General features: G+C 43.5%; 13 protein-coding genes. 7 read left to right on the forward strand and 6 right to left on the reverse strand.

Annotated features, from left to right (window positions below; all coding sequences use genetic code 11):
• The first annotated feature begins 106 nt into the window (after nt 1-106).
• The 4 genes from D081_RS05870 to D081_RS12920 all read left to right on the forward strand — a co-directional run bounded on the left by D081_RS05870 (nt 107) and on the right by D081_RS12920 (nt 5,344).
• On the forward strand, nt 107-3,124 hold the full coding sequence (locus tag D081_RS05870; protein ID WP_085023194.1) for a transporter substrate-binding domain-containing protein: 3,018 nt from the start codon (nt 107-109) through the stop codon (nt 3,122-3,124).
• Nucleotides 3,125-3,468: 344 nt separating this feature from the next.
• The gene (locus tag D081_RS05875; protein ID WP_085023195.1) at nt 3,469-3,897 is read left to right on the forward strand and encodes a MarR family winged helix-turn-helix transcriptional regulator; all 429 of its coding nucleotides are present in this window, start codon (nt 3,469-3,471) and stop codon (nt 3,895-3,897) included.
• Between the two features lie 72 nt (nt 3,898-3,969).
• Entirely contained in the window at nt 3,970-5,151 is a 1,182-nt protein-coding gene (locus D081_RS05880; protein ID WP_085023196.1) for an acyltransferase family protein, read from the forward strand.
• A gap of 52 nt (nt 5,152-5,203) precedes the next feature.
• Nucleotides 5,204-5,344 (forward strand): response regulator, encoded by a 141-nt coding sequence (locus D081_RS12920; protein WP_143272142.1) that lies wholly within the window; start codon nt 5,204-5,206, stop codon nt 5,342-5,344.
• An 81-nt stretch (nt 5,345-5,425) separates the two neighbouring features.
• Here the strand turns inward: D081_RS12920 and D081_RS05885 are convergent, their stop codons facing one another.
• The gene (locus D081_RS05885; RefSeq protein WP_085023197.1) at nt 5,426-8,746 is read right to left on the reverse strand and encodes an autotransporter domain-containing protein; all 3,321 of its coding nucleotides are present in this window, start codon (nt 8,744-8,746) and stop codon (nt 5,426-5,428) included.
• A gap of 137 nt (nt 8,747-8,883) precedes the next feature.
• A complete protein-coding gene (locus tag D081_RS05890) occupies nt 8,884-9,513 on the reverse strand; it encodes a hypothetical protein (protein WP_085023199.1) in 630 nt (209 codons plus the stop codon).
• Nucleotides 9,514-9,718: 205 nt separating this feature from the next.
• Here D081_RS05890 and D081_RS12620 point away from each other — a divergent pair, with 205 nt between their 5' ends.
• Both D081_RS12620 and D081_RS05895 read left to right on the forward strand, forming a co-directional pair.
• Nucleotides 9,719-9,883, forward strand: coding sequence for a hypothetical protein (locus tag D081_RS12620; protein WP_158087574.1), 165 nt, complete (start codon nt 9,719-9,721; stop codon nt 9,881-9,883).
• A gap of 163 nt (nt 9,884-10,046) precedes the next feature.
• The gene (locus D081_RS05895; protein ID WP_085023200.1) at nt 10,047-10,760 is read left to right on the forward strand and encodes a phosphatase; all 714 of its coding nucleotides are present in this window, start codon (nt 10,047-10,049) and stop codon (nt 10,758-10,760) included.
• Here the strand turns inward: D081_RS05895 and D081_RS05900 are convergent.
• Together D081_RS05900 and D081_RS05905 are read right to left on the reverse strand one after the other, a co-directional pair.
• Nucleotides 10,757-11,974: an FAD-dependent oxidoreductase gene (locus D081_RS05900; protein ID WP_085023202.1), complete on the reverse strand. Its 1,218-nt coding sequence runs from the start codon at nt 11,972-11,974 to the stop codon at nt 10,757-10,759. The two genes, D081_RS05895 and D081_RS05900, sit on opposite strands and share 4 nt — an antisense overlap.
• A gap of 105 nt (nt 11,975-12,079) precedes the next feature.
• Entirely contained in the window at nt 12,080-12,553 is a 474-nt protein-coding gene (locus tag D081_RS05905; RefSeq protein WP_085023204.1) for a hypothetical protein, read from the reverse strand.
• A 171-nt stretch (nt 12,554-12,724) separates the two neighbouring features.
• On the opposite strand from D081_RS05905, the gene D081_RS05910 reads away from it, so the two are divergent.
• A complete protein-coding gene (locus D081_RS05910) occupies nt 12,725-12,976 on the forward strand; it encodes a DNA-binding transcriptional regulator (RefSeq protein WP_085023206.1) in 252 nt (83 codons plus the stop codon).
• A 333-nt stretch (nt 12,977-13,309) separates the two neighbouring features.
• Here D081_RS05910 and D081_RS05915 read toward each other — a convergent pair whose 3' ends face one another.
• Nucleotides 13,310-13,774: a GNAT family N-acetyltransferase gene (locus tag D081_RS05915; RefSeq protein WP_085023207.1), complete on the reverse strand. Its 465-nt coding sequence runs from the start codon at nt 13,772-13,774 to the stop codon at nt 13,310-13,312.
• A 219-nt stretch (nt 13,775-13,993) separates the two neighbouring features.
• The gene (hcp, locus tag D081_RS05920; RefSeq protein WP_085023209.1) at nt 13,994-15,589 is read right to left on the reverse strand and encodes a hydroxylamine reductase; all 1,596 of its coding nucleotides are present in this window, start codon (nt 15,587-15,589) and stop codon (nt 13,994-13,996) included.
• Between the last annotated feature and the right edge of the window lie 284 nt (nt 15,590-15,873).

Genomic DNA, 15,873 nt, shown 5'->3' on the forward strand with positions numbered 1-15,873 from the left:
TTTATAACATTATTTTTTGAGTTAGTAAAAGGATTTAACTACAGTAATAAAGAATATAACTTAACCAAAAGATATTATTTGGCTAGTACTCTGGGAGGTGCCAAAAGTGCGTTGTATACATAGGGAAATATTAGAATACCTTAACATAAAAATGCTGTTTTGCCTTACATTTCTGCTGGCCTGTTTTGTCGCCGGGTCAAGGATTATGTCCGTATTGCCTGCAGAAGCTAATAATGAAAAGGTTATCCGGGTGGGATATTATGAAGAGACCGGTTTCCAGATGGGTTCCGGTGACAATGTCGTAAAAAGCGGCTATGCCTACGATTATTTGCAGCGCCTTAAATTATTAAACTCATGGAAATATGAATATGTATACGGTACCTATGGTGAGCTGTATGATAAGCTGCTGAAGGGAGAAATCGACTTTTTGGCAGGACTGGCCCATACTCCGGACCGTGAGGCGGTTATCAATTTTCCTGATGCACCTATGGGCTACATTCAGTATTTGTTCTTCAAGCGTTCTTCCGATGATTCTGTTACATCGGATCCCAACTCCTTTACCGGCAAAAAAATTGCAGCTCTTACCGGTGCCCAATATAATCTTGCCGTAAAATTTCTGAAAGACCACAATATTAATGCAGATATCATCCAATATACAGACATCAAGGAACGGGACGATGCACTGAAAAAAGGCCTCGTAGATATAATGATTGCCGAGGGATATAATTCCTTTAAAAATATGGGAATTGAGAATTGTCTGGAGGCAGGCTACTCTGATTATTATTTAGCGGTCAATAAGGCCCGCCCTGATATTTTGGCGGAGGTTGATAAATCCCAGCACAGATTATACAGGGAAAGTCCTGATTTTATCGCTGACCTCACCAACAAGTGGTTTAAACGGACCTCCTTTACCACCACCCTGTCCAAGGTTGAGCAGAAATGGCTGGCGGAGCATGACAGCATTACCGTGGGCTATTTAAATGACTATCTCCCGTACTGCACCACTGACAGCGACGGCAACGTGACGGGTGTTGTGAAGGATATTGTTCCTGAAATATTCAACTCTCTGGGCTTTTCCAAAATTAAAATATCCTACAAGGGCTATGACAACGTCACCGATCTCAATAAAGCCCTCCACGACCACGATGTGGATGTAATATTCCCGGTTGTATCCAATTACTGGATTTCTGAAGTACATGATATAGTGCCAAGTGTTCCGGCCGTAAGCTCCTACTTTAATGTTTTATACGCAGGGGAATATCCGAACCTGGCCAAATCCAAAATAGCCGTATCAGAGCGCAACGGCATAATGGATGATTACAGATCTGTATATTACCCAAATAGTGAATTCACATATTACAAAAATGCCTATGACTGCCTTGACGCGGTTTTAAAGGGCGAAGCTGATGCAGTATTTGTCAGCGACCTTAGAACAGAATATCTACTGCGCAGCCGTGAACGCTATAAGGATTTGAATACAGCCCAGCTTTTGCACGAGGGAACCTTGGGCTTTGCCGGTTTGCGGTCAAATAATGAGGGAATGCAGGTGTTAAATCATGGCCTCAGCCTCATCGACAAGGATTTTGCACTTTCCCATGCCTACAATTACATGCCAAAAAATGAGATTTCCGTTGCAGACTTTTTCCGCAAGCATATCTGGATTCCTATTGCCATAGTGAGCCTGTTCTTCCTGACCGTTATCTTCTTTATGTCAAGAGAAAGCAAGAAGAAAAGCGCATATCTCCGCACCACTGAGGAACAGCGGCAAAAGCTGGCAGACCAGGTGGAGGAAATTTCTGTCCTCAACGAAGAGCTTACAGCCATGAACGAAGAGCTGCAGGCCCGTGAGGCCCTTCTTGAAGAGCTGTCAGAGGAAAAGGATTTCCAGCTGGCCAAAACCAAAATACTTAACAAACAGCTTCAGGACCAGCAGGCTGAGCTTCAGGAGGCCAGGGATGCAGCCAACAAGGCCAACGATGCCAAGACCGCCTTCCTGTTCAATATGAGCCACGATATCCGCACCCCACTCAATGCCATTATCGGCTTTACTGAGCTGGAGGAAAGATCCTCAGAGAGCACCATCAAGAATAAGCAATATCGAAAGAAAATCAAGATGGCCAGCCACCAGCTGCTGGATATTCTGAACAATGTTCTGGAAATGTCCCGCATCGAAAGCAAAAAGCTGGTTATTGAAGAAGGCCTGACTGATGCTGTTGAACTGTTTGAGTCCTGCCTGGCAATTTTTGAAGGGGAAATGAAAAACAAGGACCAGCATTTTACCAGCTCCTGTGACATCAAGCATAAATACCTTTATATTGACCGGACCCATGTGGCAGAAGTTATCATGAACATCTTCAGCAATTCCGTAAAATATACCCCTGAGGGTGGCGATATCTTTGCCGGTGTAAGGGAGCTGCCTGGCAAGAACGACGGTGAGTGTATTATGGAATTTACCGTTCGTGATAACGGTATAGGTATGTCCGAGGAATTTGTAAGCCAAATCTTTGAACAGTTCTCCCGTGCCCGCACCACCTCCCAAAGCGGTATTCAGGGTACCGGCCTGGGTATGGCCATCGTAAAGAGCATGATAGACATAATGGGCGGTACTATTGAAGTCAAGAGTAAGCTGGGAGAAGGAACTGAAATGACCTTCAGGCTCCCGCATAGAATTGGCGAAGCACCTCAGGAGGCTGATGGCAGCAATGTTCATCCGGAGGTTCTGGATTTCAGCGGAAAACGGATTTTGATGGCCGAGGACAATGAGCTGAATGCAGAAATTGCCATGACCCTGCTGGAGGACAGCGGCTTTGCCGTAGAAAGGGCCAAGGACGGTCTGGAATGCATCGAAATGTTGAAAGAGCATGATGCCAACTATTATGATATTATCCTTATGGATGTTCAGATGCCAAATCTCAATGGCTACGACACTACACAACAAATAAGGAAAATGGAAGATCCGGTCAAGGCCAATATCCCTATAGTAGCCATGACAGCCAACGCCTTCAAGGAAGACCAGCAGCGGGCATTGGATATTGGCATGAACGGTCATCTGGCCAAGCCAATTGACATCAGCAAGGTCTTCGGTACTCTAAAGGAAATTTTACTGGACAAAGACGAAAAATAGGCAGATACCACGAAAAAAGGCTCCGAAATCGGAGCCTTTTCATTATGTCTTTTTACTTTAAAAATTCAGGGCCGAAGCTCATGGGAAGAAGCTCCGCCAAGGTCATTTCCTTAAAATCTTCCGTGGATTTTCCTATAGCTCCCTTTGCTGATTGTCCGATAATGAAAATCAAAGGGCTCATTTCATTTACTTGACATAATATATACTCCCCTCAACAATAATACATCTGCATAAAATTATACCGCGAAACGACTTAATTCATAAACTAAAATTTTAGTTGCAAAAATATCGTTTGTCATCTAAAATGATGCATATACAACAAAACTCGAAGGGCGGAAAATTGGATGTTATCTTTTAAAGACATTCCCTGCTATTATCTTAAGCTCCGTTGGGCTGAGATGCTCAGCAGAGATTTTTATAACAAAAGAATGAAGGATTGTGGCATCACCGGCAGGCAGTTCACTCTGCTTTTCATCATAAAATACAATGGTGGCAGCTCCCTAAGCGAATTGGGCGATATGATGAATTTGGACAGATCCACTATTAACCGCTCCATTCAGCCCTTACTGAAAAAAGGCTTGCTGGAGGATCGCAAAACGGATGGTCAACGCAACAGCAGTATCTGGCTTACGGAACATGGTGAAGATGTCTTTAACGAATCATCAAAATCCTGGAATAAGGCTCAGGAGGATTTTGCAAAGCTATTCACCAAAGAGGAGCTGGAAAAATTCGACTCAACTCTGGAATTATTAAAGCGATTAGAGGATGATTAATTTTATAAGGTATTTGATGTATATGCACCAAATACCACAAATCAACACATTATTTAAAAAGGAGCTTTATATATGCAACGTTTATTTTTTTTGGATAATCTAAAAGCCTTCGTGGTCAATTGGATGATTTTACTGCATATAGCTTTATGCTATATCGTTATGCCACTTCCCTGGTGGTATGTCCTTGATCCCCAGCCAAGCGTCGGCTTAAATTATTTTGTAATGGTTACCGACATGGTTATTATGCCAATAATGTTTTTTATATCAGGATATTTTGCCATCCGCTCACTGGCCAAGAAAACTGGCAAGGAGTTCTGGATGCCAAAGTGGACCCGTATAGGTATACCATGGCTCATCGGTATATTGATTATCGCTCCACTTACCAGCATTATCATGCCATATAGCCGTGGTCTCTGCAATGACATTTGGACGGCTCTTACAAAATATTACTGGTATGATGCAGCTACTGGCGGTGCCGGCGAATTCTTTAATCAGGTTCCATTCTGGTATCTTGGAATGTTGCTGATGCTCTACGCTATTGCTTATTTCATTGTTAAAATTCGTCCATCGTATGCTCAGCAGAAAGCTCCTAGTTCTCCAAAAATTTGGTTATTCCTGGGACTTACCCTGTTTACATTCATAAACGGCATGGTCATTGATATGATTACCGGTGACGAATATCTGTGGGTAAATTTTTTCTATATTCTTAAGGTTCAGGTTAGCCGTGTCTTATTGTATGTCCTCTACTTCTTCCTCGGTATTCACGCTTGGCGTCGCCACTGGTTTGAGGAAGGCTGCTATGTTCCTTCTGCCGCCAAGTGGACTCCATTGTTTATCATCTCCGCTGCCTTCATTGACTGGTCCTTCATTCACAGCCCAGCCATCGTAAGCAGTCCATTGGAATTTCTCTTTTATATTTCCATTAGTCATGCCATGTTGCTTACTTCCAGTGTCTTTGCCCTGTTAGGCATATTCTACCGCTTCTGTAATTTCACCAACAATACTCTGGGAAATCTGGCGTCTACCTCATACACCATGTATTTCTGCCATACAATTTTCATCTTCTGGCCATCTCTGTATATGATGAATATGAATATTCATGCCTTCTATAAATTCATCATTGCCGTCATTATTACTTGGCCAATAACCTTTATCTGCGGCAAGCTGCTGCTTAATTCTTCATTGTTTGCCGGCAGCAAAAAGGCAAAGGTTACTTCTCCTGAAAACAATCCTATATTAGCATCATCCAAATAATTTTAATATTACTGCCAATTAGGGCAGCTTAAAAACAAAAGTCCTATAACTATTGCAATTACTCTTGCATACGTTGGAAGACCAGCAGCGGGCATTGGATATGGGTATGAACGGTCATCTGGCCAAGCCAATTGACATCAGCAAGGTCTTCGGTACTCTAAAGGAAATTTTACTGGACAAAGACGAAAAATAGGCAGATACCACGAAAAAAGGCTCCGAAATTTCGGAGCCTTTTACTTATGCTTCTCAATAAATTGCTCTAAATTTAATGAAACTACCACATTCTTCGTAAGGTGACTGCCAGCATAACATCCTTGTCATGAGAGCCCTTTTGCAGCATGGCATCCCCCGCCAGAGTCCAGCCCGGAGCAAATTCGGTTTCACCACTCATAGACAAAATAAAGTGGGTTTTATCCAGCTGCCCCCGCATTTCATAGGTGGACAGATCATCGCCAATGTAGCCGTAGGTGAGCCTCGGATCTGCTCCGCAAAAGGCGTGCTTTACCCCCAGACGAAGTCCGTAGCTGCCATTATGCAGATACCGCTTGAATTCCACTCCAATGCCGCCTGCTCCATAGGTGTTGGTTTTATTGTTCACCCGCTGGCCGAATATACCTGCCCCCTGCTCACTGTAGCCATCCTGCCACAGCCATGACAGCTGAACATTGGCATAAGGGATTACATGCCAGGCCTTCATCTGATGGGCGTTTAAATCGTATGTATACTCACCACCCAGCTCCAAAATCCGGCTGCCATAATCCGCAGCTGCCTGAAGATTTAAGCCACCCAATTGACGGGTAAGATCATTGTCCAGCCAGCCATAATCCAGATAGATATAGCCGGCGTGCGGCCCCTGGCTATAGCCGCCGTACAGCCCCAGTCTGGTATCTTTTAAATTGTTGTGGGCATAATCATCTGCAAAGGAAGTATTGCCATGGCTGATGAATGCCCCAGCCCGCCAGCTTGGTCCATAGGCACGATCCCATCCCATGGCCAGGGTGGTACCCTGATAATAGCTGCTGTTACTGCCCTCTCCCCAGTTTCGCATGACCTTAAACCAAAAATCATTGTCCACCGGCTGGTCCAGCTTCAAGGACAGAGAGGTATCACCGGCGGATAAGTCACCGGCCAGCTCGGCCCTTGGCATGGTCACGTTTGTATTTCGCAGGGCAAAGGCTTCAGACAGCCGGGAGGAAATAATATGGCTGGCCATTACATTACTTTGAGCCAGAGCCATTGTGTAGGCTGCCGTATTGGCTCCCAAAGCTGATAAGGTCGTCTTGGCGGCAGCGACATCCATGGCAAACAATGGACGCATATCATTACGCCGATTATCGCCGTTGGCCGTAAGGGCAGCACACATATTTGACATGGCCGCAAAGGACTGATTTACAGTGAAGTCGGTGGTGCCAAGATTATTTGCGGCGGCTGCGGATACCTTTAAGGTGGTTCCCCGTACTACACCGGATGTATTCAGCATGGCAGAACCGGGATAAGGATTATCCGGTGGGTTGGTGATTTTCCCTTCAATGGCTGAGGCCGTAAGCACATCCCATGTTTCGCCCGGCAGTATATTATTTGCTGATACCGTAGAGCCGGTTATATTTGCAGTTCCATCTACCGCAAATTTGCTGTTTCCCCGTGCTGTCCACTGGCTTATAAGCGTGCCCGAGGAAACCAGCCCATTCATTTTCAGCTCCCCGTTGCCGTTATTATCACCGGCCACAGCGGTATTGCGATTATATAATGTGCCGCCAATAACCCCTTTGCCGGCTATTATGCCATGGTCAATGCTGTAGGCATCACCGATGACGGAACCATTTATTGCCAGAGTGCCCTCCTTGGCAATACTGGCCCCCTGATAGGTGTTGTTCCCTGTCAGGGTCAGCTGTCCGGCACCGGATTTGATAAGTCCTACCGGCAAATTGAGAAGACCACTATCCCTGGCCCACTTATTGTAAAAATCTATGTAAGAGCTTACGAAGGCAGTTCCGATTACTTTTTCACCGGAGCTATGGTGAGTCCGGTCCAGCCAGTTGGTTTTGTAATAATTATAGCGATTTTGCAAATCCTTCTCCGGGCTGTCGGCCGCAATAAGCCCTACCCGAATTTCCTTTATGTTGTTGGACCAGACCGTATTATACCCGGCCGTGTCAATATGATATAGGGCCTGCTTTGCAGAACTGCCGCCAATGGTATATTCACTACTCATATCCCTCTTGTCAAGCCGCCGGGCATTAAGGGCACCAGGCCCTTTTATTGCCTTGCCGGCATCAACAACCCCCTGGCCGATCAGGTCTTCCATAGGCGTATTGTAAAAATCACAGATAGGAAGATTGTCAACAAACCACTGAGCCTCATCAGCGGTGAAATTATTACAAAGCCCTTCGTAACAATCCTGCTTCTGCTGAGCCAAGGACCGTTTCTTTCCATCGAAATAAAAGACATTCAATGCATCCGGCAGATGGAAATCACCCATGTAGGTCACGGCGTAACCCAGCCGGGAGGTGACATTTGAGTTGGCCGTAGACAGCAGCACATCCCCGATTTGCTTGGCGTTCATATAGGGAAAGACCTGCTGTATTAACACGGCAGTGCCAGAGGCAAATGGGGCGGCCATGGATGTGCCGTTAGAGGTGACGTTCAATTCACCATCAAAGGCATAGTTTGAATTTGCCGAAGTGATTCCGGTACCAGGCGCCACAATTGTGGCATCTTCATTGAACGCGGCCCCGTTACTGTAATAAGGTACAATACAGTCCCCCTCAATCCCTCCATAGTTGGTCTGCTTCAGTAATTTTGTGTTCTCCAGCGCCGCAACGGAAACTGAATTGGTGGGTACACTTTTGCCAGCCATCCAGTGCGCCAGATTGGTAGTCACAGGAGTTGGCAATCCATAGTTGGTGTTGGCAAAGATAATCAGCTTGTCACTTTCCTTGGCGGAATTGATAAATTTGTATAAAATATCATCTTCAAAGATTTCCACATATGCCTTAACGGTATTTATATTGTTTAACTCGGACAGGACCAGTGGGGAATATCCAACTCCCCAGGAACAGTTAATTACCTTTACATCCTTATTTTTCAGGAAAGGAACAATCCAGTCAGCGGCGCCTTTTCCCCCCTGCCAGCTGTAGTTACTATAAAATGGATAACCCATTAATTCCGCCTCGTAAGCAACCCCATGCATGCCCAGATTATTTTTGCTGGCCGCAGCGATACCAGCTGTATGGGTACCATGAGAACTAAAGTACCAATATCCCTCATCGTTCAAGGTGTATTTCCGGCCATCTTTGTCAGTATAAATCGGATAAAAATCATTAACATTATAGCTGTTTTGTTTGTCATTGAACTCCGGTGAGGTGAAATTTATGGGCATATCACTTATACCGACGGTAAGTCCATTGCCTGTAAGTCCCTGGTCGTAAGCCTCAGCTGCATTGATAATATCCAGGCCGTTGCTGGCAAAATATTCCGGTGTTTCAAAGTCAGCCGGGGCGGCGGCAGCTGATTGGCCAAGGGAAATCCATGCCAGCACGGAAGCCACCAGCTTTATATTTCTATGTGCTTTTTTAGTTTTATATAATCCACACATAAAAAACACTCCTTCTGCCCAAAGACCTTCTTTTTCGATTATCCTTCGACAAATAAATGCCAACTCCTTTAATATGTCCCTAAAATGGCGAAAAAAAACGGAGTTATTCCCGAAAAATGACTCCGTTTTTTATTAAATTATTTATTCATGGTAGCAGCATTAGTAACAGCATGAGCAAGATCCAGGGCTCCGCTGGCAACGGTAATACCACCTGCCACGGCACCTACTCCGGTACAGCACATCACTGTCCCAATAGCCACAGAAGCTACACCACTAACTGTGCTCACTATAAGCTTTGTACACTTTTTGGCTGATTCGCTTATCGGAAGCTTATCTACCACAAAGTTTACGCCCTTTCCAATAAAGGAAAAGATAGCACCCAATGGACCTCCGCCAGCAACCTGATCCAATTCTTCCTCTGTAAGCTGAACCTTTGCAGGCTTTTTCCCCATGAATATCTTCTCATGGAAGTCCTTCAGGAAAAGGTTGGCGTAAACCATACGGAATTCATCAAATTCTTCCCTTGTGTAGTTGCCTGGAACTGCTGACATTGCGGATGTAAAGGCCTTCTCATTATCATAGACACTCATTACTGCCTCGAACAAGCCCATGTCCTCACTTAGCCTTTCAGCCAATTTTTTAATGTCCCTGTTCTGAAAAACCTTTTCGGCACGCTCTTCAGGAATCTCCTGAATCATCTTCGCCAGCTTTTCGCCATCAATTGTATTCTTAATGATCTGAACTTTATTTTGATTCAATCCTGCCATTTTAATCGCCTCCCAATTATCATCTTTGCCTATATATACGGATATTAATAAATTCTATTACAAATAATTTGGAAGTAAAAATTTACCCGGCATTTGGACCATGGAAGGCGCCCATAATTATTGGTCTTTAGGCCAGTTATTTTTTCGAGGACAATATTATATAATGTACACAGAGAGAGGATATATAAAAAAGGGGGGGCGTTCTTTGGTAAATTACGAAGAATATTATGCACTGGGTGAACAGATACATGACACCCTGATTGAAATCCGCGGGCTTGAAAATGAAATGATCGAGCTGAATAAAATGCTGGACAGCATAAGTCATAAGCTTGGCGCTGTGGATTTATTCAACATGACAGTTAAACAATAACACAAATGACACTCTGCATGCAGAGTGTCATTTTTTATGTTTCCAGTAATATAATAATTTTTATAATAATTTTCGGGAAAATCCCCACAAAAGAAGGTGAATTATGGCCATCTCACGAAATATGAAAAATCAAATCAATTTCAAATGAAAGAAGTGAAATTCTATGCCAGTTAAACTCATTGCTGATTTGCACACCCATACACTTGCCAGCGGTCATGCCTATGGCACCATACGGGAAAATGCCCAGGCTGCCTCTGAAAAGCAGCTTAAAATTCTTGGTACTACAGAGCACGGTCCCGGCATACCGGGGACATGTGATCCCTTCTATTTCTGCAATCTAAAAGTGATTCCGAAGAAATTATTTGATGTTCATATGCTGTTTGGCTGTGAGGTAAATGTTCTCGTTGACGGAAAACTTGGATTGGAGCAAAGGTGGCTTAATAAGCTTGACTATGCCATAGTCGGTATACATGGATTATGCTACACCGATGCAGGAAAAGCACAAAACACCCGCAACCTAATAAATTGCATGAAGCATCCAAAGGTGAAAATAGTCTCTCACCCGGATGATGACCACACTCCCCTCAACTACGAGGAGCTTGTTCCTGCAGCAAAGGAATACGGTGTGGCATTAGAGCTAAACAACAGCTCCCTCTTAAAAAAAGAAGTACGGTTAAATTGCTATGAAAACTATACCACCATGCTGCAGCTTTGCGAAAAACACAATGTTCCCATAGTAATTGACTCTGATGCCCATGACCCTTCCGGTGTTGGGAATTTTGCCCTGGCAACTAAATTTATTGAGGAAATAGGCTTCCCGGATTCCCTCATATTGAATGCGGATGAAAGACGGGTTATTGATTTTATCAATACTTAACCTTCCATATATTTCATCATGCCCGCTGCCGCCTTCTTGGCCTCGTGGATTGCGGCTACTACAGTATTTGAGCCATGCACCACATCTCCTGCGGAAAATACTCCCTCGCAGGTAGTCATGCAGTTTTCATCAATTACCAGCAGTCCCCTGTCGTTTCCTTCCAGGCCCTCAGTCGTGAGAATGAGCTTGTTTTTCGGAGCCTGGCTGACCGCAATTATTACAGAGTCGGCCTCTACCTGCTCCAGCTCCTCCTCGTATCCAGTTACATTGTCATTTTCATCAAACTTTGCTACACGGAATACCGGACCACTCTGCGTAATTTTCTCAATTGCCCGGCCAAACACAAACTCTGCCCCATCCAGGCGGGTAAATTCCACCTCGTTTTCGCTGGCGGCAATCCGCTTGCTTCTGGCGTATAAGGTTACGTGCTCCGAGCCATGACGAAGTGCTGTTCTGGCCACATCCATGGCCACATTTCCCATGCCGATGATAGCCACATTGTTCCCCAGCTGATATACCGACGGATTTCCCAAATAAGAAATACCATAGTGAACATTCGCCAAGGTTTCTCCTTCAATTCCAAGCATCTTAGGGCGCCATACTCCGGTGCCCACAAAAATGGAAGCATATCCATCACGCTTCAAATTCTCAATGGTAATTGATTCACCAATGGCAGTATTTGGACGGAAACGGATACCCATCTGCTGCATGACGTTCTTGTATCTTTCCAGAATTTGTTTGTTCAGGCGGAAATCCGGTATGCCGTACTGCAGCATACCACCGATTTTGTCATTATCGTAAAAAATCGTAACATTATATCCATGCTTGGCAAGAATAATAGCCACAGTCATGCCGGAAGGCCCCGCACCAATAACAGCAACCTGCTTGCCGTTATTTTCTGCAACGCCTTTTTTCTTCAGTCTGTCCAGATAGGAATCGGAAATAAAGCGCTCTATCTCATAGAATATTATAGGGCTTCCCTTTTTGCCCAATACGCAATGGCCCGTACATTGTGCCTCATGATCACAAACTATAGAGCATACAAGGGACAGCGGATTATTTTCAAACAATGTTTCCCCGGCTTCCAGCAGGCGATTTTCCTTAAAAGCCTGGACTACCTGAGGGATATTCGTATGTGCCGGACATCCCTCCATGCACATTGGTTTCTTACATTGCAAACATCTTTCTGCTTCTTTAACAATAAAGAGGCTCATATTGTTCATCCTCCATTAAATTAAGTGAAAAAATATTTTTCTAAGCCTAAGCCATCTTAGTATACACTTTTTCGCAATCATAAACAATATGGAAGATTTTTATCATTATCGACGAACGGACTTGTACATTGTGGAAACAAATTTCTTAAAATCATCCTGCCTTACTTCCTTGCCAGTGATGGAATAGCTGAATTTGCCGTCATTCCAGTAAACTGCACCAGACTTGGTATCGATGAAAGCAAAGTGCATTTCAATGCCCTCAACGGTTTCCTCATACCACTTGTCAGTATATACACCACTGATATCCGGTGAACCTGGATCCAAAGGAGCCGTCCTTAAATTAAATTTGCGGCCTTTGGAGTCGGTATAGCGCAAATCAATGATATTATCACTGATAACATAGCACTCGTCCAGCCTGCACATCACCCCCGGCGGCATAGTCAAGGCACTAAATCCCGCCTGTTTCTCACAGCTGAGAATTGACGGACACATAACCATAGGGTTAGGCATGGCGTAGGATGTTGCACTCAACATCAAAATTGCTGCCATCACAGGAAAAATTTTCTTAATTATGTACATATTGGGTTCCTCCTCATAAACAGATGAATTATATTTTAATTATACATTGAAAATTTATTTCACGCATATTTATTATTCAAAAATGGTGCCTCATTTCCTATTTACTTTAGAACCATTAAATATGATAATTATATTTATCAACTATTAAATTTATGAAAAGGATATGCTGCTATGATTTCTTCAACTTTAAGTGAAACTCTCAATTATGCCCGGACAACAGAGACCAACACCTTTACGCCTAACGAAATAAAGGCTATCAGGCTCGAAAATAATCTGACACCAAATTTATTGGCAAAGGTTTTATGTGTAAGCAATAAAACAGTTGAAGCATGGGAAGCTGGTCAATACAGGCCAAACCTCTCATCCTGCAGACTTTTAAAGTTATTGTCCATGAAAGCAATATCTCTGGCTATCCTTAAATAAGCAACAAAAGGAGCTGCTTTAGCAGCTCCTTTTTATTTTGCCCGTAAACAACCACCACTTCTGCAACCATATTCTTAATGGTTGGCACCCTGTTCTGTCAAAACTCATTTTTAATTTTTTAAAATTTAATATTACAAAGCCCTATTCAGTTGGCGTACATCTGCCTTCCGAATAGGGCTTAAAAATTGCTGATACTATTTTTTTATTGAATTAATTTTACCGCTTAGGCTGGTATACAACCTTCTCCCCATTAACGAAGTCGTGAAGAACCTTCTCCCCTGCTTCCGTCTCGATATTTCCGTACACTGTAATGCCACGTTTTATCATCTTTGACTATACCCTTCTTACATAACGAGGCCCTTCCTCGCCCATGATTCCATTAAGGACAAAACCACATTTTGCCAGGACATGCTGTGAAGCTATGTTATCCAGCTCTGTTTCAGCCTCTACACGCGATACTCCATCCTGCTTCATGGCCCAGTCAACAACAGCATTGACTGCTTCCGTAGCATACCCCTGGCCCTGAAATTCAGCATCTATACCATATCCAATTTCCACTGAGCCATCTTCATTGAGACCTTTGAATGACAAATTTCCGACCTGCACTCCATCATGGCGTGTCACCAGCCAAATTGCATACCATTCTCCCTGCCCAGGATGGTCAAGATAGCCATCCAGCATTTCATTGTAGGCCTTTTTGAGCTCCTCGCTGATCTGTACCTCAATAATCTGCTCCATTTCTGCCAGTGATGCTACATATATCCTTAAACGTTCTGTTTCTAATTCTATACGATTCATCTACCCACCTGTTCCAACACGCCGCATATTAAACTCTATTTTTTATTATATCTCTAAGTAGTCTTTAATCAACGATTTATCTTGTGACTCAGAAGAATTTTTACTAAAAAACGCCCCGGCTCTGGTGAATAATCCAAAGCCGGGGTGCCTGGGTAGCATTGAAAATATTTACATAAAAAGAGTCTCAGCACAAGCCAAGACCCTTTCATCAATCTTTTGTTACTTCAATAGTTCTGCCAAATCTTCCTCTGGTGTTGTTATTGGCGCGATACCATAGTTTTCTACCAAATAATTGAGAATATTAGGGGAAACAAAGGCCGGCAGTGATGGTCCAAGCTTAATATTCCTTATTCCCAAATGCAGCAGTGTAAGTAAAATACATACTGCCTTCTGCTCATACCACGACAATACGAAGGATAATGGCAACTCGTTTACGCCACAGCCAAAGGCCTTGGATAATGCCACGGCCACCTGAATGGCTCCATAGGCATCGTTACACTGTCCCATATCCATTAAACGAGGCAAGCCACCTATTTCACCCAAATTAAGATCATTAAAACGATACTTGCCACAGGCCAAGGTCAACACAATGCTGTCCTTTGGTGTCATTTTAACAAATTCTGTATAGTAGTTTCTGCCCGGCTTGGCGCCATCGCAGCCCGCTACCAAGAAGAAATGCTTTAACGCACCGTTTTTAACTGCCTCTACCACTGTATCTGCATGGGAAAGGATTGCACTATGACCAAATCCAGTAGTCACTTCTCTACCACCATTAATACCGGTAAATTCAGTATCTTCTGCAAATCCTCCCAAAGATAATGCCTTTTCAATAACCGGGGTAAAGTCCTTGTTTTCGTCAATATGAACTGCCCCTGGGAAAGCAACTACCTCAGTAGTAAATACTCTATCCTCATAGCTCTTTTTCGGTGGCATCAGGCAGTTGGTGGTATATAAAATAGGGGCTGGAAGATTATCAAATTCCTTCTGCTGATTTTGCCATGCAGTACCAAAGTTCCCCTTTAAATGCGGGAATTTTTTCAATTTAGGATAAGCATGGGCTGGCAACATTTCTCCATGTGTGTAGATATTAATACCCTTTCCTTCAGTCTGTTCCAAAAGAAGCTGCAAGTCCTTCAAATCATGACCCGTAACTACAATGAACGGCCCCTTTTCCACACTAAGGGAAACAGTGGTTGGCTCTGGTGTACCATAGGTTTCCGTATTGGCCTTATCCAGCAGAGCCATACATTTAAGGTTAATTTCTCCCACCCTTAAAACTACTGGAAGCAGGGTGTCTACATCTTCACCATAGCCAATCATAAACAGGGCTTCACAGAAGAATTTATTGATTTCCTCGTTGGTATACCCCAATACATTGGCATGATAGGCATAGGCTGCCATCCCCCGAATACCAAATAAAATTAGGGACTTAAGAGAGCGAATATCCTCATTGGCAGTCCATAAATCATCCATATTGAATTCGTTGTTTTTCCCACACGGTGAAATGCAGGCAGCACAATCCGGAACCAATCTGTTCTGCTGCTCACGAACTCGGCCAATCATTTTTTTCAGAGCATCATTATCAAAGCTGACATTGGTAATGGTAGTAAATAACCCTTCAATTATCACATTATAAATATCGGCATCAGCTTCCCCATGACTATCTACTGCTCTGGCCAAGCCAATCATTGCACCGGTCAATTCATCCTGTAACTTGGCAGTATCAGATTTCTTGCCACATACGCCAGATTTTCCGGTACAGCCAACACAGCCAGCTGTCTGCTCACACTGAAAACAAAACATTTCATTACTCATCGTACAATATCCCCCTTGCAAATACACACATTTAATAACACTTAATTCGATAAAATTATGTTTACAAGGATAAATATAATGCAGTTTTTATAACATGTATGTTGTAATTCTAACAAAATTTAAAAATCCAACACAGCATAAGAATGTTGAAAAGCATGGCTCTCCAAAGGATCATCAACCTATTCCAGTACCCAAAAGATAATTACCACTTATAAAATAGACCTGACTCAATAGATTAGAGCCAGGCCAATTTTTGTGAAATGATTAGACTATAAATCACCAAT

Origin of the sequence: Anaerovibrio sp. JC8 (assembly GCF_002100115.1) — a bacterium.
Classification (GTDB): Bacteria; Bacillota; Negativicutes; order Selenomonadales; family Selenomonadaceae; genus Anaerovibrio.

Coding starts and splice junctions, on each gene's coding strand:
- D081_RS05895 (WP_085023200.1), top strand. CDS start 10,047: ATGCCAGTTAAACTCATTGCTGATTTGCACACCCATACACTTGCCAGC.
- hcp (WP_085023209.1), bottom strand. CDS start 15,589: ATGAGTAATGAAATGTTTTGTTTTCAGTGTGAGCAGACAGCTGGCTGT.
- D081_RS05890 (WP_085023199.1), bottom strand. CDS start 9,513: ATGGCAGGATTGAATCAAAATAAAGTTCAGATCATTAAGAATACAATT.
- D081_RS05885 (WP_085023197.1), bottom strand. CDS start 8,746: ATGTGTGGATTATATAAAACTAAAAAAGCACATAGAAATATAAAGCTG.
- D081_RS05875 (WP_085023195.1), top strand. CDS start 3,469: ATGTTATCTTTTAAAGACATTCCCTGCTATTATCTTAAGCTCCGTTGG.
- D081_RS05900 (WP_085023202.1), bottom strand. CDS start 11,974: ATGAGCCTCTTTATTGTTAAAGAAGCAGAAAGATGTTTGCAATGTAAG.
- D081_RS05880 (WP_085023196.1), top strand. CDS start 3,970: ATGCAACGTTTATTTTTTTTGGATAATCTAAAAGCCTTCGTGGTCAAT.
- D081_RS05905 (WP_085023204.1), bottom strand. CDS start 12,553: ATGTACATAATTAAGAAAATTTTTCCTGTGATGGCAGCAATTTTGATG.
- D081_RS05910 (WP_085023206.1), top strand. CDS start 12,725: ATGATTTCTTCAACTTTAAGTGAAACTCTCAATTATGCCCGGACAACA.
- D081_RS05915 (WP_085023207.1), bottom strand. CDS start 13,774: ATGAATCGTATAGAATTAGAAACAGAACGTTTAAGGATATATGTAGCA.